Source organism: Ruegeria sp. N8, assembly GCF_056531325.1.
In genome coordinates, this window is record NZ_JBQFLQ010000008.1 from 152,362 (window position 1) to 176,907 (window position 24,546).

Sequence of the window (24,546 nt, forward strand, 5' to 3'; positions counted from 1 at the left end):
TTCAAGTTTATTGTTTTATTCGCCTTCGGAGGTGTCACCGAGGTTTGTTTCAGAGCGCAACTGGCTTTCATACGTCGCGCTTCCGACATATTCGCGGTAGATCACTTCGGCGTATTTACCGTCCAGAATCAGCGGGTTACCGTCCACAAAGCCGGAAACCTCTGTCACGGTCCGGCGGTTGCGGCGGTCCCTGTTCGGCGTGTCGATCAACGGACGCGTTTTGCCGAAGGATACAACAGCCTCAAGACGGGAGCGTGAAATGCCCTGTTGAGTCAGGAATGCCACTGCTGCGTTTGCCCGGCGTTGACCCAAGGCTTGGTTGTAAGCCTGAGAGCCGACCGCGTCGGTGTGTCCGTAAACCCGGAAGCGCGCTTCTGGGAATTGTTTGATCCAAGCCGCTTGCCGCAACAGAATCCGCCGTGCCGATTCATCAAGCTGAGCGCTGTCGAAGGCAAAGTTGATCTGCGTCGGCACCTCGGCGGCGAATCTCTGACCCAGAATTTGAGCGTAGCTCAGGTCGCCGTTTAGGACACGCGTGTTGTGCAGTGTCGCATTTCCGAATGCGCCTTGGTCGATTTCATATCCGGCCTCTCGCGTACACGCGGTGACAGAGACCGAAAGACCCAGTGCGATTATCCACTTTTGCATTGGTCCTATCCTCCTATCAATCCAGGACGTAGCCGTAAGAGCTACCGAAGTCCTGCTTGGCGACCTCGGAAGCCGCGCCGGCTCCGGCGGGTTCGGTTCGTGCGACACGGCCATTGATAAACAGATCAAATTCGCTGGGCGGTTTGACCCGATCTGTCGGCAATGCCAAAGCTTCGCCACGTGTGGGCGACACCAGGTGTGCCGTAACAATGATGACCAACTCACTTTGCGCACGCTGGTATTCCGCGCTGCGGAACAGGGCACCCAAAACCGGCACGTCGCCGATCCAGGGAACCTGGCTGTTGATGTCGGTAAAGTCATCCTGAATCAGCCCTGCGATTGCGAAGCTCTCACCATCGCGCAGTTCAACAGTTGTGCTGGTTTGGCGAACGATGAAAGTGGGAACGTTGTCACCCTGGATTGTGAAGTCCGAGCTTCCGTCAATGGCTGACACAGAGGCCGCCATTTCCAGATTGATAATGCCATCATCCAGAACATAGGGGATAAAGTCCATCTCGACGCCGAAGGCGCGATACTCGATCGCGATGACGCCATCGTCCTGCGGCACAGGAATCGGGACCTCACCACCGGCAAGGAAGGTGGCTTCCTGACCGGACAGGGCCGAGAGATTCGGTTCTGCCAGGCTGCGGGCCAGACCTTTGGATTCCAACGCTTCAAGCAGCAGGCGAACCTGAGTAGACCCTGCGCCAAATCCAAAGAGGATTGCGCCGGTATTCGTCTGAATGGCCGGGATGTTGTTGTTCAGCGCGTTCGTCAGAGCCAAGCTGTTGTTCAGAGTGTTAAAACCACCCGTTGCGTCAGTCCCGGCAAAGCCCAGCGATGCGGTCAGGCTTTTGGCAACCGACCGGTTCATCTCGGCAAAGCGAACTTTCAGCATTACCTGTTGAACACCACCGACCGACATCAGGTTGGACACACGTTCGGGCGCGTAGCGCTCGGCCAACTCCAATGCGCGGGCCAGTTTGCCAGAACTGGATACTGTCCCGGACAATACGATCCCGTCATTGGCAGTTCGTACTTCAATCCGCTCATTGGGAAGAATCTGACGCAGACGCTCTTTGAACTCCGATACATCCGGCGAAACCCGGACCCGAACATTCGCAAGCAAGTTACCTGCACCGTCGAACAATGTCAGAGTGGTCAGACCGGGCGCTTTACCCAATACATAGATCGTGCGATCCGAAAGCGACGAAATATCAGCGATGCCAGCGTTGGCAATGCTGAGCTCAGCGAACGGCTGCTCACTCTCAACAACAATGGCGCGGTTCATCGGGACATCCAGCGTTTCCGCTGTTCCCTTCTTTACCACGCGAAGACTTTCAGCCCAGGCGGTCTCACCGATTGAACTGATAACAAGCGTCAACCCCAGCAGGGTTGCGCTGATCCAAGAATATATTTTCATGTGACCTGCCTCTCCGATCACGCCTCGTTTTAGGTTTAGCACCTTATGCCTGTTAACCCTGCGCGAATTGCGAATTTATTGCAATAATCAAGGGTTTCTGGAATTTTCCTTATGTGGACAATTCGCAACATCCAAAATGAAACAAGCCGCGCAGAGGCGCGGCCTGTCATCCTAAAGCGCTGATTTGGCGCTAGTTTGTGCAGGGTGTCACGATTCCGGTATCAAAGATTTCGGCGCCGCGACGGGTCTTAATCGTGCAGACTTCTTCGACGGCTGCAGGTGCCGCAGGAGCGGTCTCTTTGATTCCCAACAACTTGCGTTGGTCAACCTCGACGGCGCTTGCGACCGTCTCATCTTGTACGCCAACCAGAGCCAATGACAAACGGCCTGTGTTCTGCGCTTGCGCTAGGGCGGCAATCTGTTCAGGTGTAGCCGCAACAGTAACAGTACGCGCGATCGTTGCGCCAGCCAGATCTGATCCGGCGGTTTGGTCGACTGCAATCAACTCGATATTTGTCTGGATCAGACGAGTGATTTCGCCGTTGTTGCCGGCAATCGCACCGCTAAGAGAGCCGGTCCAATACACGTCGACCTTGTCGCTGGGGCGTAGGAAGCCCGAAACCCCCGAGGCCACGTCGACACGGATTGCGAACGCACGCATCCCTTTGGCAAGGCGCGAGGTCAGACCTGCTGCTTCGCCCGGCTCCGTCACTTTGACGGCCATCAAAGCTTCATCTTTTTCCATTGTCCTCAGGACAAAACGGTCGCCTTTTGCCGATTCTGGAAAAAATGCTGCCAATTCGGAAAAAGTGCCTTCGGGAATCGCATCTTCTGGCCATTTCACGACGCGCACATCTTCCTGGGCGATGCGCTCACCATATTTCAGGGCGCGTGTTGATACCAAAACGTCAACAGTCGGCACGGATTTGACATTCGCCAAGGCCTCTTCCGCCGCTCGTTTCTGTCGCTCCACTTCTGCCTGAGTCTGGGCGATATAGTCCCGCGCCAAGTAAACAGCGCCACCGGCCAAAGCCACCCCTATAATCAGGACTAGTCCAAATACTGCACGCATTCGTGTCCCCTCGTATCATTTTGTTGTCGTTTAATCGCCGATTGGATTTCGGCCATGCTCGACCTTGGGTATCGGTCAATTGTGTCGAAAAGAGGGACAATCCCGATAGTTTTTGCGTTTTTTTGTGCAGAGCTTACTCAAGCCTACACTGAACTTAAGAATCTGGGCTGTCCGAAAAATCCAGGTCTATTTCATGCACAACTACAGACGAGACCGCGGCGCCGTTTCTGGCGTCCAAGTCTTTTACTGGTTCCGCTATGTAAAGGCCGATGAAAGAAGCGAATCCAACAATCGCGGCGGTCAAAACAACCCAGTCGACCGTGACTGCTCCATTTTCGCAATCCAAAAACTGTTTAAGTCTTTTTAGCATGTGGCACCATGGCAAGGACGCTTAAAAAAAATGGGGCCAAGCCTAACTAAGCATGACCCCACCGAATTTGTTTCCAACAGGAGTGGTATTACGGAGTAGTACCAAACGAAGTGTTGATGTCGGACGGAGTGTCAACCGTGCCAAGTGCGGTACCGACGTTGCGCGAAACAGTCGCGGTGCCGTCGCCGATCTGAGTGTAAGCAACTGCGGCCAGGCCAACGATAGCTGCGGTCAGAACGACCCAGTCAACTGTTACGGCGCCGTCTTCGTCTTTGCAGAAGTTCTTGATGAACTTGATCATGTTACGTCCCTCCTAAGGATCAAAATAGTTAAGTAAACCTCGGCGTCTTCCAGAGCTTTCTCTCTCAGTCCGCTCCCGACCGTCTCGGTATGGCATTATGTTTGACGGGCAGGCGTGGCAGGAATTGGGCCAAACCCCAAATTTTTTCGCTTAAGTTTAACTTTTTGATAGCTTTCACGGTAAGTCACTGATAATAAACAATTAAAATATTCTCTTTTGCTCGAGGATGTGAAATCTGCGATGCAAAATTGCGGCAAATGAGGCGAATCTGCCCCAATTCACGTTGTTTTTATGGCCTTAGCCGTCGATTCCGGGTTCATATCAGCCAAAAGAAATCCGTGAGGCGGGCAAAATGAATCTCCGGAATGTAATGCTGAGCGTCAGCTTGGCGGTTGCGACGATATTGGCTCCTGTTCAAGCGCTTGCGCAGACGCAAGAGCCAAGAGGTGTCTATAAACGTGTCAAAGCGCCAAAGCCGGGGACGCGCCCACGCGTGACCGTGCAGATAACACCTCAGGAACATGCGGCGGCTCCGTCCGCGCCCAGTACCGGGGCAGAGATTGAGGTGCCGGAGGTAATCGCTCGTACCCGCGTCGCACCTCCGGCCTTGCCGGGCGGGTCGGACAAACCGGTTGGGTCCTACAAAGCCTTCTGGGACAAGATATCTCCTGAATTGGCGCAGGCCCGGGCTGGCCGGTTGGAAGATGCGATGAATGCGCTGATCGCAATCAACGTGGCCTCCCCTCGGCTGCAGACCCTTCAGACCATTGCACAGCAGCAAGGGATTGAGATCCTGCGGCAGACCGTGGGCACTAATGTGTCCCCAGCATTGGTTTTGGCTGTGATCTCGGTGGAATCGGCTGGCCGGTCTGACGCGGTCAGTTCAGCAGGTGCACAGGGGTTGATGCAGCTTATGCCTGCCACGGCCAGGCGCTTTGGCGTCGAGGACAGTTTTCACCCCGGCCAGAACATCTCGGGTGGTGTGAAATATCTGGACTGGCTGATGAACGAGTTCGACAACGACCCGATTCTGGTGCTGGCGGGCTACAACGCAGGCGAGGGGTCGGTGCGCAAACATGCCGGGGTGCCACCGTTTTCCGAGACGCGGGACTATGTGCCCAAGGTGCTGGCGGCGTTTCAGGTGGCCCGCGCGCTATGTTCCACGCCACCCCAATTCATTTCCGACGGCTGCGTGTTTCAGACGCTGAATTGAAATAGGCCCGCTTTAACCAGCGGGCCTTTTCATTGGATACTCAGTTGACGATATTGGCCTCGGTGGCGGCACGAATCTCGTCCTCGGTCACGCCCTCGGCGATCTCGACGATCTTGAGGCCGCCGTCGACCACGTCCAACACACCCAGATTGGTGATGATGCGGTTCACCACTTTTTTGCCTGTTAAAGGCAGGGTGCATTTCTTCAGCAACTTTGATTTGCCGTGCTTGTTGGTGTGATCCATCACTACGATCACGCGGCCCACACCGGCCACCAGATCCATCGCACCGCCCATGCCTTTGACCAGCACGCCGGGGATCATCCAGTTGGCCAGATCGCCTTCTTCATCGACTTCCATCGCGCCCAGAACAGCGGCGGCGATCTTGCCGCCCCGGATCATGCCAAAGGACGTGGCACTGTCGAAATAGGACGTACGAGATAGCTCGGTAATCGTTTGCTTGCCCGCGTTAATCAGGTCGGGGTCTTCCTCGCCCTCGAAAGGGAAGGGGCCCATGCCCAGCATTCCGTTCTCGGATTGCAGAGTGATGTCCTTGTCGCCCACATAATTCGCCACCAGCGTCGGAATACCGATGCCGAGGTTCACATACATGCCGTCTTCCAACTCTTGCGCCGCGCGGGCGGCCATTTGATTGCGGTCCCAAGGCATTATGCGTCCTCCTTCTTGCGGGTGGTGCGCTGTTCGATGCGCTTTTCGTGGCTGCCCTGAATGATGCGGTGCACATAGATGCCGGGCAGGTGGATCGCATCGGGGTCCAGCGAGCCGCGGGGCACGATCTCCTCAACCTCGGCCACGCAGACCTTGCCGCAGGTCGCAGCGGGCACGTTGAAGTTCCGGGCAGTCTTACGGAACACCAGATTGCCGGTGTCGTCGGCCTTCCACGCTTTGACGATCGCGAGGTCGGCAAAAATGCCTTCCTCCATTATGTAAGTCTCGCCGTTGAAGTCCTTGTGCTCTTTACCTTCGGCGATCACGGTGCCCACGCCGGTCTTGGTATAGAAACCGGGGATACCTGCGCCACCGGCGCGCATACGTTCGGCAAGAGTACCTTGCGGGTTGAACTCTAGCTCGAGTTCGCCGGCCAGGTACTGACGCATGAATTCGGCGTTTTCGCCAACATACGAGCTGATCATCTTCTTGACCTGCTTGGTCTGCAACAGAATGCCGATGCCGAAATCGTCGACGCCTGCGTTGTTCGACGCAAAGGTCAGGTTCTGCGTACCTGCCTCCTTGATGGCCTCAAGCAACAGTTCCGGAATACCGCAGAGGCCAAATCCGCCTGCAGCGATGAACATGTCGTCATGCAGCAGCCCGTCCAGCGCCTCGGCCGCGTTTGCATAGACTTTTTTCATGAAAAAACTCCCCCAATGACATGGTGATGGGCAGGTTGTGCCGCCACGTCACGGGGAAGTCAACGAATCCAACAGGGTGGTGGTATTTCTACCTATGAGGCCGCCTTTTTGGCTGTCTTCTTCGCTGCGGCTTTCTTCTTGGGGGCAGCTTTCTTTTTGGTGCCTTTCTTGGTAGCGCGCTCGTTGACCAGTTCGATGGCCATTTCCTGCGTCACGTCCTCGGGCTTGATATCCTTGGGGATGGTCGCGTTGACCTTTTCCCATTTGACATATGGCCCATAACGCCCGTCCAGCACCTGCATCACGCCGCCATCAGGGTGATCGCCCAATTCCTTGAGCGGTTTTGCCGCCGCCCGACGCCCACGGCCCGGATTGGCGCGCTTTTCGGCCAGCATTTCAACCGCGCGGTTCATGCCGATTTCAAAGACGTCATTGGGGTCTTTGAGGTTGGCATATACCGGCTTCGCCTCTTCCGGCATCTGGTGCATGATATAGGGCCCGAACCGTCCGAAATTCGTGCTGATCATGCCGCCCTCGGGGTGTTCGCCGATCTGGCGGGGCAAGGACAGCAGCGTCAGCGCCTTGTCCAGATCCATGTCATCCTTGCTCCAGCCACGGGGGAGGGACGCACGCGGGGGTTTCTTGTTCTCGGGCGTTGGCTCGCCGCGCTGGACGTAAGGCCCGAACCGGCCGGATTTCAGCCAAATCTCATCGCCTGCATCTTCGCCCAACAGACGTTCGTCGCCTTCGGCCCCTTCACCCGCGATGGGGCGGGTATAGGTGCATTCGGGGTAGTTGCCGCAGCCGACAAACCCGCCGGTACGCGAGGTTTTCAAGTGCAGTTGCCCCAAGCCGCATTTCGGGCAAACGCGGGGGTCGGAGCCGTCTTCGCGCGGCGGATACAGCTGGGGTGCCAGCGCTTCATCCAGCTTGTCCAGCACTTCGGAAATCCGCAGCTCGGACGTCTCCCCAATCGCGGCTGAAAAATCGCGCCAGAACTTGCCCAACAGGTCTTTGTAGTCGCGTTCGCCAGCGCTGACATCGTCCAACTCGCCTTCCAGATTGGCGGTGAATTCATAGCCCACGTACTGCCGGAAGAAATTCAGCAAAAAGATCGTGACAATCCGGCCTTTTTCTTCGGGGATCAGCCGGTTCTTATCCTTGCGCACATATTCGCGGTCCTGAATCGTGGTCACGATCGAGGCATAGGTTGATGGACGCCCGATCCCTAGCTCTTCCATGCGTTTGACCAGCGTGGCCTCGGTATAGCGTGGGGGTGGTTGGGTATGGTGTTGCAGGGCCAGAACGGCCTCATTGTCGGACAGAACTGCGGCCTTGTCCTCGGCTTTCGAGAACTGATCCTTAAGCGAGGTCTTGGCGAACCGCGCCGGATCGCCCTGCATGATCTGCGGCAGGCGTTTATCGTCGTCATCGGCAACGTCGTCGCGGCCTTCTTCATAGACGCGCATGAAGCCGTCGAACATGACCACCTGACCGGTGGCACGCAAACCGACTTGGCCGTCATCGCTGCCGATCTCGACCGTGGTGCGTTCCAGCCGTGCCGCGGCCATCTGACAGGCAATCGTGCGCTTCCAGATCAGGTCATACAGCTTGCGCTGATCCTCATCCGTGACCTTCAGGTGGCTGGCATCGCGCGACATATCCGTGGGACGGATACACTCGTGGGCCTCCTGCGCGTTTTTGGCCTTGTTCTTGTAGATGCGCGGGCTGTCCGGCACGTATTCCTTGCCATAGCGGTCAGAGATGGCATCGCGAGTGGCGGCCACGGCCTCGGGGGCCATGTCGATACCGTCGGTCCGCATATAGGTGATGTAGCCCGCCTCATACAGTCGCTGCGCCACCTGCATTGCATGGCGCGCGCCCATGCCGAACTTGCGGCTGGCCTCCTGCTGCAGGGTCGAGGTCATGAACGGGGCCGACGGGTTGCGCGCCGCAGGCTTCGCCTCGACGGAGGTAACGCTGAGTGCGCGGCTGGTGATCGCCTGCACAGCCAGTTCTGCCTGCGTGGCGTTTTTCAGGTCGTGCTTGTCCAGCTTGTTGCCGGCCAGAGTGACCAGACGTGCCTCAAAGGTCTGTCCGCGCGGAGTTTCGAACAGCGCTTTGACCGACCAGTATTCGACCGGCTTGAATGCCTCTATCTCCATCTCGCGCTCGACGATCAGGCGCAGACAGACCGATTGCACGCGGCCTGCCGACTTCGCCCCGGGCAGCTTGCGCCACAGGACGGGGGACAAGTTGAACCCCACCAGATAGTCCAGCGCGCGGCGGGCCAGATAGGCTTCTACGAGAGGCATATCGACCTGACGTGGGTTCTGCATCGCCTCGGTCACGGCGTCCTTGGTGATGGCGTTGAAGGTCACGCGGCTGACGGGCGTGTCCTTCTTGATCGAGCGGCGCTTGGTCAGCGCCTCTTGCAGGTGCCAGCTGATCGCCTCGCCCTCGCGATCGGGGTCAGTGGCGAGGATGAGGGCGTTGTCTTCTTTCAAGGCGTCGGCGATGGCTTTGACATGTTTGCGGCTGTCGGCGCCGACTTCCCATTTCATCTCGAATTCATGTTCGGGATCGACCGATCCGTCCTTGGGTGGCAGGTCGCGCACATGGCCATAAGACGCCAGAACCGTGTAGTCGGGGCCAAGGTATTTGTTGATCGTTTTGGCCTTGGCAGGGGATTCTACAACAACTACAGGCATTTAGGGGAAAACCTCGCTCGACGAATTTGGCGCCTTCTATGATGGTGCAAAATGTGTAGGGCAAGAGCGAATTGTCAATGCGTTCCTTTGCTCATTGGAATTTAGAGGTGATTTCAAAGCGATACAGGCGAAAATCAGGCCTTTAAGCCGAAAGAGACAGCAACCCGCCCGGTTGACGTTGGATACGCCCTTCCAGCTCAAGATCCACAAGTGCAGGGCCGATTTCGCCAGCGGAGGCGGCGATGTCACGGATCAACTGATCCTCGGCAATTGGTGAGGGACCGAGGCGGGTCAGAATCGCCTGGTGCAACGTGGCAGGCGGGGTGGGCTTTGTGATTGTTGAGGTTTCCTGCGATCGAGTAGCTGTGAACAGGTCGTGCTGGGGCAGGGCTTCGATCACGTCTTCTGCCGAACGCACCAGAGTCGCCCCGTCGCGGATCAACAGGTTGCATCCGGCGGCGCGGGCATCAAAGGGATGGCCGGGAACGGCCAGAACTTCACGTCCCTGATCCAGTGCATCCCGCGCAGTGATCAGGCTGCCGGATTTGGCGGCGGCCTCGACCACGACAACCGCCTGCGCCAGCCCCGATATGATCCGGTTGCGGCGCGGAAAATGCCGGGCTTGCGGTGTCACGCCCATGGGCTGTTCCGATACACGCAACCCGGATTCGGCGATTTTATGAGCGAGATCAGTATTCTCGGCGGGATAGATCACATCGACGCCACCGGCCATCACAGCAACAGTACCTGTGTCCAACGCGGCCATATGCGCTGCGGTGTCGATCCCGCGTGCCAGGCCCGAGACGATGACATGTCCCTGTTTGCCAAGATCCGTCGCCAGCCCCCGCGCCATCCGCGCGCCGAGTGACGAGCAATTGCGCGCGCCAACCATCGCCACCGTAGGGTGGTGAATGATCGACACGTCACCGATGGCCCACAGCATCGGCGGGGCATCGTTAAGATCGTTCAAAGCGTCAGGAAAATCGGCGGACCCAAGGCACAAAAGCTGCGCTTTGGCAGCTTTTGCGGCCTTGAGTTCCGCCTCAATCACGCCGGGCGGGCACGTTTCATACCCTTCAATACCGGCAGCGCGTGCCATTTCGGGCAGCGCGGCCAGCGCATTCTGCGCTGAGCCATGTTCCCGCAGCAGCCGACGAAACGTTGCCGGACCAACCTTGCGAGAGCGCAACAGACGAAGCCAGGAAAACCGATCCTCTTCCGTGGTGGGTGGGAGTGTGGGGTGATAGGAAGAAAGCTGCTCTTCGGTCATCCGTTGCTCCGCCTGATTGCAGAACTGGTTTACGACTGTAGGGGTTAACAGCTTCTGAATCCTCTCAAATTTTTCCGGTATTTTTGCGATTTGATCTCGTGACAATGGTTAGTGTATTGAAAAATATCGAAAATATTTTTTCGCAACAATAGGGCCAACCAGATATTGCCCAAATCTATGCGTAGGATTTGAGGCGCAGTGTTAACCCTGTGCCCCAACAGATGAGCCACGATTCTAACTTAGGCCGCCGATCCGCCCACGGTCAGGCCGTCCATCAGAACGGTAGGTTGGCCAACGCCAACGGGCACCCATTGACCGTCCTTGCCGCAGGTGCCCATGCCGGGATCCAGCGCCATGTCATTGCCAACGCCACGAATACGGTTCAGCGCGGACGGGCCATCGCCAATCAACGTGGCCCCTTTCACCGGTGCGCCGATTTTGCCGTTTTCGACACGGTAAGCCTCGGTGCACGAGAAGACGAATTTGCCATTGGTGATGTCCACCTGACCACCGCCAAACCCGACCGCCCAGATACCGTCCTTGATGTCGGCGACCAAAGACGCAGGATCGGCGTCCCCGCCCAGCATGACAGTGTTGGTCATGCGGGGCATTGGCTTGTGAGCATAGCTTTGACGACGGCCATTCCCGGTTGGGGCAACCCCCATAAGACGCGCGTTCTGGCGGTCCTGCATGTAGCCGGTCAGGATGCCATCCTCGATCAAAACCGTGCGCGAACTGGGCGTGCCCTCATCATCGACCGAGATCGAGCCGCGCCGATCCGGGATCGTGCCATCATCTACCACGGTCACGCCTTTGGATGCGATTCGCTGCCCCATGAGCCCGGCAAAGGCGGAACTGCCCTTGCGGTTGAAGTCGCCCTCCAACCCATGACCGATGGCCTCGTGCAGCAGAATGCCGGGCCAGCCAGGGCCAAGCGCGACCTCCATCACACCGGCCGGGGCGGCGATGGCGTCGAGGTTGACCAGCGCGATCCTCAATGCCTCTCGCGCCTTGTCCTGCCAGTCTGCCGGGTCGATCAGCCCGTCCAACCCAACACGACCGCCCCCTCCGGCCGAGCCGCTTTCGCGGCGACCGTTCTGCTCGACAATCACCGAGATGTTCAGCCGCGTCATCGGTCGCACATCGCGTACCAGCACGCCATCGGGGCGGAGAATCTCAACCTCCTGCACAGCGGCAGCGATGGTTGCGCTGACTTGTACGACCCGAGGGTCCAGATCGCGGGCAAAGGCATCGATCTCGCGCAGGGTTTCGATTTTGACCGGAAAACTGGCGGATTCTATTGGGTCCTCATCCGTATAAAGCCGCTTGTTCGTAGCGCGCGGAGCGTCCGCCAGCGTTCCTCCGCCATCCCCAACCGCCAAACGCGTGGTTTCGGCGGCTCGTTTCAAAGCGCCGATCGAAACATCGGTGGAATGCGCGTACCCAGCCACTTCGCTTTGCACCGCCCGCAGGCCGAACCCTTCGGACGCGTCATAAGACGCAGTCTTTAGCCGACCGTCATCAAAGACCAACGCTTCGGATTTGCGACGCTCGACAAACAGCTCTCCGTCCTCGGCCCCGGCGGTGGCAGATTGAAGGACCGCAAGGGCTTCGTCCTGTGGAAGAACGCTTTCAAACGGGCGAAACGGGTCGTTGGGCATCACTTGGGACCTTTCGGGTTTGATCCAGATCAAAAATAGCGTCTGTTTGACGCAAGCATTTTGCTTTATCTACCCGCAGGAATATGGTTTTTAACGCGGCTAAAGACAACGGGAGAGGTGCGACCGATTCACACCTTTTCGCCAGGGACGCAAAGATCAAACGATCAGGACAGAACATGAAGAATGCTTTGATGCTTTCGGGCTTTATGACAGCCCTCTCCAGCCTTCCGGCCATGGCTCAGGAGCTTGAGATTATTGGCAAACCGGTTGATGGTGGTATGGGCTTCCAGCCCGCCGTGACCGAGCTGGCCACCGGAATTCAGCGGCTGGACGGGATGATTCTGGTGATCATCACCGCGATCTGTCTGTTCGTGGCTGGTCTGCTGATCTATTGCATCGTGCGCTACAATGAACGCTCGAACCCTGAACCTGCGCGGTTCTCGCACTATACCCCGGTTGAGATCGCGTGGACGCTGGGCCCGATCCTGATTCTGGTCTTTATCGGTGCATTCTCGCTGCCGGTTCTGTTCAAACAGCAGGAAATTCCCGAAGGCGACGTGGTGATCAAGGTTGTCGGCAACCAATGGTACTGGACCTACGAATATGTCGACCACGACTTTGCATTCGACAGCTACCTGCTGGGCCATCCGGCCACGCTGGACGAAGGTGCACGCCCGGCGGATGCCGATGTGACCCCGTTTGTTCTGGATGATGCAATGCGCGCCAAGCTGGCAGATGCCGGTTACAGCGATGATGAGTGGCTGCTGGCCACCGACACCGCTGTTGTCGTGCCCGTGGGCAAGGTCATCGTAATGCAGGTCACCGCGTCCGACGTGATCCATTCGTGGACCATCCCGTCCTTTGGCGTGAAGCAGGACGGTGTGCCCGGTCGTCTGGCCGAGCTGTGGTTCCAGGCCGACAAGGAAGGTGTGTACTTCGGACAGTGTTCGGAACTGTGTGGCAAGGACCATGCCTATATGCCGATCACCGTCAAAGTGGTCAGCGAAGAAGCTTATGAGGAATGGCTGCAGGGTGCTCTGGAAGAGTATGCAGGTCAGCCTGACACCTATCAGGTTGCCTCGAACTAAGCCCTTTGCGGCCTAGGTTTTAACAAGTGGGCTGCGCGGGGATCGCGCAGCTTTTGCCCCCAAAGGACCGGACATGAGCGACGCAAGCATCAATGCCAGCCAAGTGACCGCCTCGGCGCACGCGGATGAGGCCAGCTTTGGCGATTATTTCGCCCTGCTGAAGCCGCGCGTGATGACACTGGTCGTGTTCACGGCCTTGGTGGGTCTGCTGGCAGCACCGGTGCCGGTGCATCCTTTTGTCGGGTTCTGTGCCATTCTTTTCATCGCCATCGGCGGCGGCGCGTCTGGCGCGCTGAACATGTGGTGGGATGCGGATATTGATCGGGTGATGAAACGCACCAAGGGTCGACCGATTCCGGCGGGTAAAGTGCAGGAAGGCGAAGCGCTGTCGTTGGGATTGGCGCTGTCGGGCCTGTCGGTGATCATGTTGGGGCTGGCGACCAACTGGTTTGCTGGTGCGTTTCTGGCGTTCACCATCTTCTTCTACGTCGTCGTCTACACGATGTGGCTGAAACGCTCGACGCCTCAGAACATTGTGATCGGTGGCGCAGCAGGGGCCTTTCCGCCGGTAATCGGGTGGGTCGCGGCCACGGGCACGATGTCGATTGAGCCTTGGCTGATGTTCGCCCTGACCTTCATGTGGACCCCGCCGCATTTCTGGGCGTTGGCGCTGTTCATGCGCTCGGACTATGACGACGCGGGCGTGCCGATGCTGACCGTGACTCATGGCCGCCGCGCGACGCGCAGGCATATCCTGGTTTACACGGGCCTTCTGGCGCTGCTGGCTGTTGGAACGGCATTCTCGGGCATTGGTGGTCCGGTCTATCTGACCGTCGCTATAGTGATGAACGCCTTGTTCCTGCGCGGTGCATGGGCAATTACGCGCCGGACCGAGGACGACTCGGAAGCAGATAATTTCAAGGTCGAGCGGTCGTTCTTCAAACTGTCCCTGCTGTACCTTTTCCTGCACTTCGGCGCGATTCTGATTGAGGCGTTGCTGAAACCCTATGGGCTGGGAGGCTGGTCATGAGCCTGCGCAAAAGCCACGAACTGCACGAACGTCGTTTTAGTCGCAATCTGGGCGTAGGCCTGACGCTGGCGGCGTTCATCGTGATCATTTTCGGTCTGACGATCGTCAAAGTCTCGGGCACCGATTTCAACATGGCGACGCAAGAGGTACAGAACTGATGGCGCTGTCTGGTCCTCAAAAGACGGTTTTTCAAACTGTGGGCGTCGTGGTGCTGATGGGCAGCCTCGCCTGGGCTGCGGTGCCGTTTTATGACTGGTTCTGCCGCGTCACCGGGTTTGGCGGCACCACAGGTGTGGCTGAAGCCGCGCCCGAGGATATTCTCGACCGCACCATCACCGTCCGCTTCGACGCGTCAAAGGCCAAGGACATGGCGTGGGAGTTCAAACCGGTCGAACGTGAGATGGAAGTACGCATCGGTGAGAACGGGTTGGCCTTTTACGAGGCTTATAACCCGACGGACCGACCAATTGCGGGGCAGGCATCCTACAATGTCGCGCCCTATTCGGCCGGCGGCTATTTCCAGAAAATCGCCTGTTTCTGCTTTGAAGAACAGGTCCTGCAGCCCGGCGAGCGGGTTCAGATGCCGGTAAGCTTTTTCGTCGATCCTGAGATGGTCGAGGATCTGGAAGCGAAATATGTGCATACGATCACGCTGTCGTATACATTCTACGAAATTGACCTGCCAGAGGGCTATGCCGCCCTTGATGCGCAGGCTGATACAAACACGAACTAATGCCTTTAGGTGAGGGACGCTGATGGCACACGCTAAAAACCACGATTATCACATTCTGGCCCCGTCGATCTGGCCGCTGATCGGCGCCGTTGGCGGCTTTGTGATGCTGTTCGGAGCCGTCCTGTGGATGCACGGCGTCACGTCGTTCATGTTCTGGATGGGTCTGGTTGCCGTTCTATACACCATGTTCGCCTGGTGGTCCGAAGTGGTGGCCGAAAGCCGCGCGGGCGACCACACGCCGGTGGTGCGCATCGGCCTGCGCTATGGCTTCATCCTGTTCGTGATGTCCGAAGTGATGTTCTTTTTTGCCTGGTTCTGGTCGTTCTTCAAACATCGCATGTATCCGATGTACGACTATGCCGGAACCGAGTACATCCAGCCCGATATCCATGCGGTTGACCCGTTCCACCTGCCGCTGATCAACACCTTGGTCCTGTTGCTGTCGGGTTGTGCGATCACATGGGCGCACCACGCTCTGGTTCACAACAACGACCGCAAGGCGTTGGTGCAGGGTCTGGCTATCGGTATTGTGCTGGGTATTGCGTTCACCGGCTTGCAGGCGTTCGAGTATTATGAGCTGCTGGCGCATGAAGGCTGGGAATTCGGTGGCGACCAGTTCTATTCGAACTTCTTCATGGCAACCGGTTTCCACGGCGCGCATGTGATCATCGGGACGATCTTCTTGAGTGTCTGCCTGATCCGAGCACTGAAGGGCGATTTCACACCTGAAAAGCACGTGGGATTTGAGGCCGCCGCTTGGTACTGGCACTTTGTGGACGTCGTCTGGCTGTTCCTTTTCTTTGCCGTTTATATCTGGGGTCAGGCTCCGCTGTTCTGATCCGCTCAGATAGGTAAATTGCAAAAGCCGCCCCGAGGGGCGGCTTTTTCTCGATCGGGGGCGCAAGATTGCGCCCCATACAATTGCGTGGTTGCAATCGGGATTACGCTGCCCTTAACAAGACGCCGGTTTCTGTAACAAGGTTTCACCTGACTATGCGCCGCATTTTGTTCCTGCTGATCTTCGGGCTTGCCGGTCTGGGCGTGCTGCTGTCGCTGGGCGTCTGGCAGGTGCAGCGTTTGGCCTGGAAAGAAGGCGTTCTGGCCGAGATCGACTCGCGCATAGCAGCAGATCCTGTGGACCTGCCGTCGAGCGTTTCCGAAGACACCGACAAATACCTGCCGGTGACAATCTCGGGCGATATGGAGCCGGGGGAGATCCACGTTCTGGTCTCGGTCAAGCAGGTCGGGGCGGGCTATCGGATCATCCAGTCGTTCAGCACCGAGGATCGGACTATTTTGGTGGATCGCGGCTTTGTGCCCACCACGGCGAAACTGGTCGAGCGACTGACCGGGCCAATGACCGTAACCGGCAACCTGCATTGGCCGGATGAGATCGACAACTACACGCCCGAACCCGATATTCACGACAACATCTGGTTTGCCCGCGATGTGCCCAATCTGGCCGCCGCGCTTGGAGCCGAACCGATCCTGCTGATCGCGCGGTCGGAAACCGACCCCGGCATCACGCCTCTGCCGGTCGATACAGCGGGAATTCCAAACGATCACCTACAATATGCAATCACATGGTTTGGTCTGGCTCTGGTCTGGGCCGCAATGACCGGTTATTTCCTGTGGCGCAACCGCGCCCCTGCACAGAGTGAAGAGCAATGAAATATATCTCGACCCGTGGCCAAGCGCCGGAACTGACCTTTGAAGAGGCGATGCTGACCGGCCTTGCCCGCGATGGCGGCTTGTACCTGCCCGCTGAGATTCCGGTGATGAGCCATAATGAGATCGCCGCTCTGGCCGGTCTGCCCTATGAAGAGATCGCGTTCCGTGTGATGTGGCCCTATGTCAGCGGCTCGTTCACCGAGCAGGAGTTCAAGGACATCATCACCCGTGCTTACGAAGGCTTCGGCCATGACGCCCGCGCGCCCTTGAAGCAGCTGAACGAGAACCACTTCCTGCTGGAACTGTTCCATGGCCCTACGCTGGCCTTCAAGGACTTTGCCATGCAGCTGATCGGCCAGCTGTTCCAGGTTGCGCTGAAGCGGCGCAATGATCGTGTGACCATCGTGGGGGCGACCAGTGGCGATACAGGCTCGGCCGCGATTGAGGCGTTCCGGGGGCTGGACGCGGTGGATGTGTTCATTCTGTTCCCCCATGGTCGTGTCTCTGAGGTGCAGCGCCGTCAGATGACGACGCCCGCCGACAGCAACGTGCATGCTCTGGCCGTAGATGGCGATTTTGACGATTGTCAGGCCGCGCTGAAAGATATGTTCAACGATTTCGATTTCCGCGACGGGGTGAAGCTGGCCGGGGTGAACTCGATCAACTTTGCGCGGGTGCTGGCGCAGATCGTGTATTACTTCTCGGCGGCTGTCAGTGTGGGGGCACCGCATCGCAAGGTCAGCTTTACCGTGCCCACCGGCAATTTTGGCGATATCTTCGCGGGCTATCTGGCCAAACGCATGGGGCTGCCCATTGATCGTCTGGTTGTGGCGACCAACCAGAACGACATCCTGCATCGCTGCCTGTCGGGCGAGGGGTATTTCAAGGGCGACACTATCCCGTCGATCAGCCCGTCGATGGACATTCAGGTCAGCTCGAACTTTGAACGGGCGCTTTACTACGCATATGGCGAGGATGGCAGCGCCGTGGCGCAGTTGATGGATGAGTTGAAACGCGGGGGTTTCAACGTCAGTCAGGGCGCGATGGAGGCCCTGCGCGAAAGCTTCGACTCGGGACGTGTGTCCGAGGATGAAACGCTGACGACAATCAAACACACGCTGGCCCACAGTGCCGAACTGGTCTGCCCGCACACTGCCGTTGGAATTAAGGTCGCCGAAGAACAACGCGCAGTGGCGGTTCCGATGATCACTCTGGCCACCGCCCACCCGGCGAAATTCCCGGCAGCGGTCGAGAAGGCAAGCGGGGAACATCCGCCTCTTCCATCCCGCATGTCTGATCTGTATGAACGTCCGGAACGGGTGACACGGATTGCCAATGATCTGGGTGCCCTCGAGGATCATATCAAAGGGCATATCGCCGAGTGACTGTCAGACAAGACCAGCTGAAGAACGGATTTCGGATCGTCAGTGAGAACATGCCGGGGCTGCAATCTGCGGCCATCGGCATCTGGGTGACCGCGGGTGCGCGGAACGAGCGGATCGAACAGAACGGCATTGCGCATTTCCTTGAGCATATGGCGTTCAAGGGAACCGAGCGACGTTCGGCTTTGCAAATCGCCGAGGCGATCGAGGATGTGGGCGGCTATATCAACGCCTACACCTCGCGCGAGGTGACGGCCTATTATGCGCGTGTTCTGCAAGATGACGTAGCGCTGGCGATGGACGTGATCGGCGACATCGTTCTGAACCCCATCTTCGACCCGCGCGAGATCGAGGTCGAGCGCGGCGTGATCCTGCAAGAGATCGGTCAGGCTTATGACACGCCCGACGACGTGATTTTCGATTGGCTGCAAGAACAGAGCTATCACGATCAGCCCCTGGGCCGCACCATTCTGGGGCCGACCGAGCGGGTCAGCGCGTTTTCGCGCGAAGACCTGTCGGGTTTCGTGTCTGAACATTACGGCCCCGAGCAGATGATCCTGTCGGCGGCGGGTGCTGTGGATCATGATGCGCTGATGAAAATGGCCGAAGAGATGTTTGGTCATCTGCAACCGCGCAAAGGGTTGATTGCCGAGGCCGCGAAGTTCACCGGCGGCGAAGCGCGGCAGGAAAAGAATTTGGAGCAAGCGCATTTCGCGCTGGCAATCGAAAGCCCGGGCTATCGTGATGATGCGATCTATACGGCGCAGATTTATTCCACGGCTTTGGGCGGCGGCATGTCCTCGCGCCTGTTCCAAGAGGTGCGCGAAAGCCGCGGGCTTTGCTATACAATCTTCGCTCAGACCGGGGCCTATGCGGATACCGGCACGACGACGATCTACGCAGGAACCTCGGCCGATCAGGTGGGCGAGCTGGCGACGATCACCATTGACGAGATGAAGCGCGCTGCCGAGGATATGAGCCCGGAAGAAGTCGCCCGCGCCCGTGCCCAGATGAAAGCCGGGATGCTGATGGGGTTGGAGAGCCCATCGAACCGGGCCGAACGTCTGGCGCGGCTGGTGCAGATTTGGGGCCGGGTGCCCTCGCTTGAAGATACCGTGGCCAAGATTGATGCGGTCAGCCCCGAGGACGTGCGTGCCTTTGCCGAAACCATGGCGATACAGGCCCCGGCGGCGCTGGCGCTGTATGGTCCGGTCTCGGGCGCGCCCACATTGGCGGAATTGCAGGAGAGGCGCGCGGCGTGATGCTTCTGGGCCGACGCAAGCTGAAACTTGAGACAGCGCGCCTCAGCCTGCGCCCGCCGGTGCATTCCGATTTCAACGACTGGGCGGCGCTGCGGCGGGCCTCAAAAGAGTTTCTCACTCCGTGGGAGCCGATCTGGGCCAAGGACCACCTAAGCCGCAAGTCTTTTACCAACCGGGTTTATTGGGCGCAGCGCTCGGTTGCGAGCGGGACGGCGATACCGCTGTTTCTGTTCCGGCGCGAGGATGACCGGCTGGTCGGCGCGATCACGCTGGATAATATTCGGCGGGGTCCTGCGCAGGCGGGAACGCTGGGGTATTGGACCGGGCAGGCCTATGCGCGAAATGGCTATATGCGCGAAGCGATCGGGGCCGTGGTGCATCATGCCTTTACGCGCTTGGATCTGAGCCGGATCGAGGCGGCGTGTTTGCCCGAAAACAAGCCCTCGCGCGGGTTGCTGGAGCGGTCAGCCTTCAAATATGAGGGCGTGGCGCAATCCTATTTGCAGATCAATGGACGGTGGCGGACGCATGTTCTGTATGCGTGCCTGCGGTCGGACCGTCGCGGCAAGACCGACGCGGGCTAGGAGGCTCTGCCCCCGTCGCGGCAAGCCGCGCCTCCCCCGAGGTATTTTTGAACAGAAGAACAACGGGCATGACTTGCGGCGCATCTGCGCTAGTATCGGGTTATGCGCTGGGTGGTTGCGATATTGTTGGTGATTTCGGGTGGGGCTGCGGCGCAGGAGCGGCGGCCAAGCCATTGTATTGCCATTGCGGATGCCGCACCTGGAATTGAGTATGTTCACAAAGCCGCCTGGACGGACCCGGTGCCGGAGTTTTCGGTGCGGATCAGCTATGTCGCCCATGCCTCGTTTCTGATTCAGACGCGGGGCGGGTTGAATGCGGTGACGGATTTCACAGGGTTTATTGGCAGTGCCGATCTGATCCCGGATGTGGTCACGATGAACCATGCTCATAGCACCCATTGGACGGCGCATCCCGACCCGGCGATTCCGCATGTCTTGCCCGGTTGGGGGGAGTTCGGGCAGGGGATCGAGCATCATCTGGATTTGGGTGAGATGCTGGTGCGCAATGTCTCGACCGACATTCGTTCGGTCTATGGCGGGGTTGAGGAGCGCGGAAACTCTATCTTTGTTTTTGAAATCGAGGGGCTGTGCATTGGCCATCTGGGGCATTTGCATCATGTCCCGTCGGACGAACAATTCGCAGCCTTGGGGCGGCTGGACGTGGTCATGGCCGCGGTAGAAGGGGGCACGACCATGCCTCTGCCCGAGATGATTGAGGTGCTGAAGCGGTTGAAAAGCTCGGTCATTATTCCGATGCATTGGTTTTCGGGCTTTTCGCTGGACCGGTTTCTGGTCGATATCCGGGATGAGTTCCCGGTTGAGCGGGATAGTATCTCGGAATTGACTGTGTCGCTGCGCACATTGCCGGATCGGCCGACGGTGGTGGTGCTGGAGCCGCAATACTTGATTGAGCTTGAATAGGGCTTGTCGGGTCCGGCGGAGTTGGGCAAGGAATGCCTATGACATTGAATCCTGCTGACGAAACCTTTGCTCAATCCCTCCGCGACACTCTGGGCGATGGTGTTTTGCGTGTGCCCGAGCCGCGATATGCAGAGGAGCCGCGCCGCAGATTTTCAGGACAGGTCGGTCTTGTCGCGGCCCCGCGACAAACGGAAGACGTCGCGGCGTTGATACGGTTGGCGTCCGCGGCGTCGGTACCGGTTGTGCCTTATGGGGGCGGAACCGGCCTGGTCGGTGGGCAGGTGATGCCTGATGGGCCTGCGCCGTTGTTGATCTCGTTGGAGCGGATGACAGCTATCCGGGCGGTTTATCCGACCGAGAATATTCTGATTGCCGAGGCCGGGGTCGTTCTGGCTGATATTCAAGCAGCTGCCCGGCAAGCAAACCGCTTGTTTCCTCTGTCTCTGGCTGCGGAAGGGTCGTGCCGGATTGGCGGCAACCTTGCGACCAATGCGGGTGGGGTCAACGTCCTGCGCTATGGCAATGCACGCGATCTGTGCCTGGGGCTTGAGGCGGTTCTGCCCAATGGGGAGATCTGGCATGGGCTTAGCCGGTTGCGGAAGGACAATACCGGTTATGACCTGCGCAATTTGCTGATCGGGTCTGAAGGAACGTTGGGGATCATCACCGCGGCGTCGCTTAAGCTGTCGCCGTGTCCTGCTGGGGTTGGAACGGCGATAGTGCAGGTCCCGTCGCCCGAAGCTGCCATTGATTTGTTGGCCCTTGCGCGGGATCAGTTGGGGGACGGTGTCAGCACGTTCGAGCTGATCCACAGGCAGGGGCTGCACTTTCTGTCCGAGGTGCTGCCGGATATACGTCAGCCGTTTGCATCCCCGCCGGAATGGTCCGTATTGATCGAGATTGGATTGTTCGGCGATACCGCGCCTCAAGAGGCACTTGAGACGCTCTATTCAGCGGCTGAGGCAAGGGGTTTGGTCCGGGATGCCGTGATCGCGCAAAGCGAAGCGCAGCGGGCTGATCTTTGGGCTGTGCGCGAGCGAATCCCCGAGGCGAACCGGCTGATCGGCTCAGTTTCGAGCCATGATATCTCCGTGCCGATCTCGGAAATCCCCGCGTTTATCCGACAGGGGGCAGAGGTTGTTGCCATGTTGGGGCCGTTTCGCATCAACTGTTTCGGTCATCTGGGGGACGGTAATCTTCACTACAACGTGTTTCCCCCGGCAGGGCGTAGTCGATCTGATTTCGATGTGCAGCGGGCCCCGATCAAGCGTGCCATCCACGATCTTGTGCACAAGTTCGGTGGATCGGTTAGCGCAGAGCATGGGATTGGACGGCTGAAGACAGATGATCTGGAACGCTATGCCGATCCGGCCAAGCTGGCTGCAATGCGGTCGATCAAGTCTGCGCTCGATCCCAAGGGCATCATGAACCCCGGGGCTGTTTTGTCGGTATAAGTGCGGCCCGGGTACCCCCGAGCCGCGCGCCGTTTTACGAGGATGGCAGGATCACTTTGTCGATAACGTGGATCACGCCATTCGTCGTTTCGATATCGGCCTGAACGACTGAGGCGTCATTTACCATCACGCCGTTGTCCAGATCGATTGTCACGTCGCCGCCTTGCACGGTCGCAGCCTTCATATCGTCGGACAGATCACCCGACATCACTTTGCCCGGTACCACGTGATAGGTCAGAACAGCGACCAGTTGATCTTTATTTTCGGGCTTGAGCAGAGACTCAACGGTCCCTTCAGGCAGGGCTGCGAAGGCTTCGTCAGTCGGGGCGAAGACCGTAAATGGACCTTCACCTTTCAAAGTATCCACCAACTCGGCGGCCTGAACAGCAGCGACCAGAGTCTCAAAGCTGCCCGCGCCGACAGCGGTATCCACTATGTCTTTCTTGGCTCCGGCTAAAGCAGCGGTGGCGATCAGGGCGCCGGACACGCCGGCAATTGCGAATTTGCGAAACATGATAAAAGGTTCCCTTGTTGGGATGCCCTTGGTGGCATCAACAGGGGTACGCGCGCTATTCAAAACAGGATCACTGAATATGTTGATGACTTTGACTTGAAGCCGCCAAACTCTGCGCTAAGCCAGCGTAGAACGAATTTTCAACTCACAGCTTTGTGATCAGTTTGCAGTCAGAGACCTTCGAATTCGCACAGGACATGCACATCCATGTCCATCTCCTCCAGCAATTTGCGACCGCCAAGGTCGGGTAGGTCGATGATGAACGCGCAAGAGATGATCTCACCGCCCAATCTCTCGATCAGTTTGATCCCGGCGGCAGCTGTGCCCCCGGTGGCCAGAAGATCATCGACCACCAGGATTTTTTCGCCGGGCTGGATCGCGTCGTCGTGGATCTCAACGATAGCCTCACCATATTCCAGCTTGTAGTCTTGGCTGATCGTCGTGCCGGGTAGCTTGCCCTTCTTGCGGATCGGGACGAACCCGACACTCAGTTGGTGGGCAATCGCGCCGCCCAGAATGAAGCCGCGGGCCTCAAGCCCCACAACCTTGTCAATCCGCTCGCCAGCATAAGGGTGCAGCATCTGATCAATCGCCATGCGAAACCCGCGCGGGTCGGCGAACAGCGTTGTCACGTCCCGGAACATGATCCCTTCATGGGGGAAATCGACGATGGTTCGGATGTAATCCTTGACCGTTTTGTTTCTGGACATGGAAGGACCCCTTTGGCGTCAAAACACGCTGGGCTGTTTGGCCCATTGGGGTCGGTCATGCAAGGATTGATTGCGAGTGTTTATTTATGACGTCCCGCAAGAATGGTCGGGAAGCTTTTATAGCGATACAGCGCCGAGGGCAGCCAAGCTAGGTGAGGTTTGCGCCAGTTGCGCTGGTCTTGCAAAAGAAATGCCTGAGCAGCATGAAGGTTCATTGCCATATTCCTTATTTATTGTTAGGTGCTCGATAACTACAATTTCTATGCGATGTATATACAATGCATCTCGGAAAGAATCAAGACTTTGTCAGGGATGTGCAGCGTGGCCAAGAAAGACGGTAAGGGTTCTACCAAGAAAAACAGTCAGTTGGTCCTGCGTCTGGACAAGGATGAGCGGGACGCTTTTGTCGAACTGTGCAAAGAGTTGGACACTTCGGCCGCCCGCGAAATTCGGCGGTTCATACGCGGCTTCATGAAGGAAAACGCCGAAGACTAGGCTGGACGGCGCAAAACCGCAGTCGCGACACCCATTCCGATCAGGGCCAGCCCTCCGAACCGGGTCATGGCAGTGATCACGCCCGCTCGTCCGATCATCACCCGCAGCCGATCTGCCAGCAGCGCATAGGCTAGCGCGTTCAGCCAAGCGAGTCCGACGAATGTGGCTATCAGGATGATGAATTGCGGGCCCAGAGGGTCCGAGGGGCGCAGGAATTGCGGCACGAAAGCAATGAAAAAGGCAATGGATTTCGGGTTTAGCGCCGTCACGGCTGCGGCGTGACCGAACACGCTGCGGGCAGTGACGTCCCGGCTGGTCTCGACGGTGCTCAACCCACCGGATGGGGCGCTGCGCAGCAATTTGATGCCAAGCCAGATCAGATAGGCTGCCCCCACCCATTTCAGGACCGAAAACAAGGTGGCGGAGGCCAGCACCAGTGCGCCTAAGCCCAGCAAAGACGCGGTCATGGCGATCAGATCTCCGACGGCAACGCCAGTGGCCGAGGCCACGGCAACGCTGCGTCCTTTCGACAGAGCATAACTTAGCACCAGCAGGACGGTCGGTCCGGGGATCAGCAACAGTGCAGTCGAGGCAGCCACAAAGGCCAGCCAGAGATCAAGGGACATGGGGGCTCCTGTCAGAATAGTACCGCCAGAAAGCCC

At 58.2% G+C, this 24,546-nt stretch carries 26 protein-coding genes; 13 read left to right on the plus strand and 13 right to left on the minus strand.

Features of this window, described 5'->3' with window-relative positions; translation table 11 throughout:
- Nucleotides 1–15: 15 nt before the first annotated feature.
- The 4 genes from ACR0C5_RS15665 to ACR0C5_RS15680 all read right to left on the minus strand — a co-directional run bounded on the left by ACR0C5_RS15665 (nt 16) and on the right by ACR0C5_RS15680 (nt 3,814).
- Nucleotides 16–648 (minus strand): OmpA family protein, encoded by a 633-nt coding sequence (locus tag ACR0C5_RS15665; protein ID WP_480877760.1) that lies wholly within the window; start codon nt 646–648, stop codon nt 16–18.
- 16 nt (nt 649–664) lie between these two features.
- Nucleotides 665–2,071 (minus strand): type II and III secretion system protein family protein, encoded by a 1,407-nt coding sequence (locus ACR0C5_RS15670; protein ID WP_170769984.1) that lies wholly within the window; start codon nt 2,069–2,071, stop codon nt 665–667.
- 190 nt (nt 2,072–2,261) lie between these two features.
- Nucleotides 2,262–3,143, minus strand: a complete 882-nt coding sequence (cpaB, locus tag ACR0C5_RS15675; RefSeq protein WP_170769985.1) for a Flp pilus assembly protein CpaB — start codon at nt 3,141–3,143, stop codon at nt 2,262–2,264.
- 458 nt (nt 3,144–3,601) lie between these two features.
- Nucleotides 3,602–3,814 (minus strand): Flp family type IVb pilin, encoded by a 213-nt coding sequence (locus ACR0C5_RS15680; RefSeq protein ID WP_170769986.1) that lies wholly within the window; start codon nt 3,812–3,814, stop codon nt 3,602–3,604.
- 352 nt (nt 3,815–4,166) lie between these two features.
- Between ACR0C5_RS15680 and ACR0C5_RS15685 the strand changes: the two genes are divergently transcribed.
- Nucleotides 4,167–5,027 (plus strand): lytic transglycosylase domain-containing protein, encoded by an 861-nt coding sequence (locus ACR0C5_RS15685; protein WP_170782871.1) that lies wholly within the window; start codon nt 4,167–4,169, stop codon nt 5,025–5,027.
- 40 nt (nt 5,028–5,067) lie between these two features.
- Here ACR0C5_RS15685 and ACR0C5_RS15690 read toward each other — a convergent pair whose 3' ends face one another.
- From ACR0C5_RS15690 to tldD, 5 genes are all read right to left on the minus strand, one after another.
- The gene (locus tag ACR0C5_RS15690; RefSeq protein WP_480877763.1) at nt 5,068–5,694 is read right to left on the minus strand and encodes a CoA transferase subunit B; all 627 of its coding nucleotides are present in this window, start codon (nt 5,692–5,694) and stop codon (nt 5,068–5,070) included.
- On the minus strand, nt 5,694–6,398 hold the full coding sequence (locus ACR0C5_RS15695) for a CoA transferase subunit A (RefSeq protein WP_170782869.1): 705 nt from the start codon (nt 6,396–6,398) through the stop codon (nt 5,694–5,696). The genes ACR0C5_RS15690 and ACR0C5_RS15695 overlap by 1 nt, the downstream gene beginning before the upstream one ends.
- A gap of 92 nt (nt 6,399–6,490) precedes the next feature.
- Nucleotides 6,491–9,109, minus strand: a complete 2,619-nt coding sequence (topA, locus tag ACR0C5_RS15700; RefSeq protein ID WP_480877766.1) for a type I DNA topoisomerase — start codon at nt 9,107–9,109, stop codon at nt 6,491–6,493.
- Nucleotides 9,110–9,251: 142 nt separating this feature from the next.
- A complete protein-coding gene (dprA, locus tag ACR0C5_RS15705) occupies nt 9,252–10,379 on the minus strand; it encodes a DNA-processing protein DprA (protein WP_170790396.1) in 1,128 nt (375 codons plus the stop codon).
- 239 nt (nt 10,380–10,618) lie between these two features.
- Nucleotides 10,619–12,040 carry a metalloprotease TldD gene (tldD, locus tag ACR0C5_RS15710; protein WP_480877768.1) on the minus strand — a complete coding sequence of 474 codons (1,422 nt, stop codon included), beginning with the start codon at nt 12,038–12,040 and terminating at the stop codon, nt 10,619–10,621.
- A 176-nt stretch (nt 12,041–12,216) separates the two neighbouring features.
- On the opposite strand from tldD, the gene coxB reads away from it, so the two are divergent.
- The 11 genes from coxB to ACR0C5_RS15765 all read left to right on the plus strand — a co-directional run bounded on the left by coxB (nt 12,217) and on the right by ACR0C5_RS15765 (nt 22,165).
- A complete protein-coding gene (gene coxB, locus ACR0C5_RS15715) occupies nt 12,217–13,128 on the plus strand; it encodes a cytochrome c oxidase subunit II (RefSeq protein WP_170790398.1) in 912 nt (303 codons plus the stop codon).
- A 73-nt stretch (nt 13,129–13,201) separates the two neighbouring features.
- Entirely contained in the window at nt 13,202–14,158 is a 957-nt protein-coding gene (gene cyoE, locus ACR0C5_RS15720; RefSeq protein WP_480877770.1) for a heme o synthase, read from the plus strand.
- On the plus strand, nt 14,155–14,316 hold the full coding sequence (locus ACR0C5_RS15725; RefSeq protein ID WP_170782863.1) for a hypothetical protein: 162 nt from the start codon (nt 14,155–14,157) through the stop codon (nt 14,314–14,316). The genes cyoE and ACR0C5_RS15725 overlap by 4 nt, the downstream gene beginning before the upstream one ends.
- The gene (locus tag ACR0C5_RS15730; RefSeq protein WP_480877772.1) at nt 14,316–14,891 is read left to right on the plus strand and encodes a cytochrome c oxidase assembly protein; all 576 of its coding nucleotides are present in this window, start codon (nt 14,316–14,318) and stop codon (nt 14,889–14,891) included. Before ACR0C5_RS15725 ends, ACR0C5_RS15730 begins: the two co-directional genes overlap by 1 nt.
- Before the next feature lie 22 nt (nt 14,892–14,913).
- A complete protein-coding gene (locus ACR0C5_RS15735) occupies nt 14,914–15,729 on the plus strand; it encodes a cytochrome c oxidase subunit 3 (RefSeq protein WP_170769997.1) in 816 nt (271 codons plus the stop codon).
- A gap of 155 nt (nt 15,730–15,884) precedes the next feature.
- Nucleotides 15,885–16,562: an SURF1 family protein gene (locus ACR0C5_RS15740; protein ID WP_480877774.1), complete on the plus strand. Its 678-nt coding sequence runs from the start codon at nt 15,885–15,887 to the stop codon at nt 16,560–16,562.
- Nucleotides 16,559–17,947 (plus strand): threonine synthase, encoded by a 1,389-nt coding sequence (thrC, locus tag ACR0C5_RS15745; protein ID WP_170790400.1) that lies wholly within the window; start codon nt 16,559–16,561, stop codon nt 17,945–17,947. Before ACR0C5_RS15740 ends, thrC begins: the two co-directional genes overlap by 4 nt.
- Nucleotides 17,944–19,206 carry a M16 family metallopeptidase gene (locus ACR0C5_RS15750; RefSeq protein ID WP_480877776.1) on the plus strand — a complete coding sequence of 421 codons (1,263 nt, stop codon included), beginning with the start codon at nt 17,944–17,946 and terminating at the stop codon, nt 19,204–19,206. The genes thrC and ACR0C5_RS15750 overlap by 4 nt, the downstream gene beginning before the upstream one ends.
- Entirely contained in the window at nt 19,206–19,790 is a 585-nt protein-coding gene (locus tag ACR0C5_RS15755; RefSeq protein ID WP_170782857.1) for a GNAT family N-acetyltransferase, read from the plus strand. Before ACR0C5_RS15750 ends, ACR0C5_RS15755 begins: the two co-directional genes overlap by 1 nt.
- A 102-nt stretch (nt 19,791–19,892) precedes the next feature.
- Nucleotides 19,893–20,711, plus strand: a complete 819-nt coding sequence (locus ACR0C5_RS15760; protein WP_480877778.1) for an MBL fold metallo-hydrolase — start codon at nt 19,893–19,895, stop codon at nt 20,709–20,711.
- Between the two features lie 38 nt (nt 20,712–20,749).
- The gene (locus ACR0C5_RS15765; RefSeq protein WP_480877780.1) at nt 20,750–22,165 is read left to right on the plus strand and encodes an FAD-binding oxidoreductase; all 1,416 of its coding nucleotides are present in this window, start codon (nt 20,750–20,752) and stop codon (nt 22,163–22,165) included.
- A gap of 34 nt (nt 22,166–22,199) precedes the next feature.
- On the opposite strand, the gene ACR0C5_RS15770 is transcribed toward ACR0C5_RS15765, so the two are convergent.
- The 3 genes from ACR0C5_RS15770 to ACR0C5_RS15780 form a co-directional block, all read right to left on the minus strand.
- Nucleotides 22,200–22,679, minus strand: coding sequence for a fasciclin domain-containing protein (locus ACR0C5_RS15770; RefSeq protein WP_170770003.1), 480 nt, complete (start codon nt 22,677–22,679; stop codon nt 22,200–22,202).
- Nucleotides 22,680–22,849: 170 nt separating this feature from the next.
- Nucleotides 22,850–23,389 carry an adenine phosphoribosyltransferase gene (locus ACR0C5_RS15775; protein ID WP_170770004.1) on the minus strand — a complete coding sequence of 180 codons (540 nt, stop codon included), beginning with the start codon at nt 23,387–23,389 and terminating at the stop codon, nt 22,850–22,852.
- Nucleotides 23,390–23,469: 80 nt separating this feature from the next.
- Nucleotides 23,470–23,604, minus strand: a complete 135-nt coding sequence (locus ACR0C5_RS15780; RefSeq protein ID WP_480502776.1) for a hypothetical protein — start codon at nt 23,602–23,604, stop codon at nt 23,470–23,472.
- Between the two features lie 97 nt (nt 23,605–23,701).
- On the opposite strand from ACR0C5_RS15780, the gene ACR0C5_RS15785 reads away from it, so the two are divergent.
- The gene (locus tag ACR0C5_RS15785; protein ID WP_170770005.1) at nt 23,702–23,884 is read left to right on the plus strand and encodes a hypothetical protein; all 183 of its coding nucleotides are present in this window, start codon (nt 23,702–23,704) and stop codon (nt 23,882–23,884) included.
- On the opposite strand, the gene ACR0C5_RS15790 is transcribed toward ACR0C5_RS15785, so the two are convergent.
- Nucleotides 23,881–24,510 (minus strand): LysE family translocator, encoded by a 630-nt coding sequence (locus ACR0C5_RS15790; RefSeq protein ID WP_170770006.1) that lies wholly within the window; start codon nt 24,508–24,510, stop codon nt 23,881–23,883. The genes ACR0C5_RS15785 and ACR0C5_RS15790 overlap by 4 nt on opposite strands.
- Between the last annotated feature and the right edge of the window lie 36 nt (nt 24,511–24,546).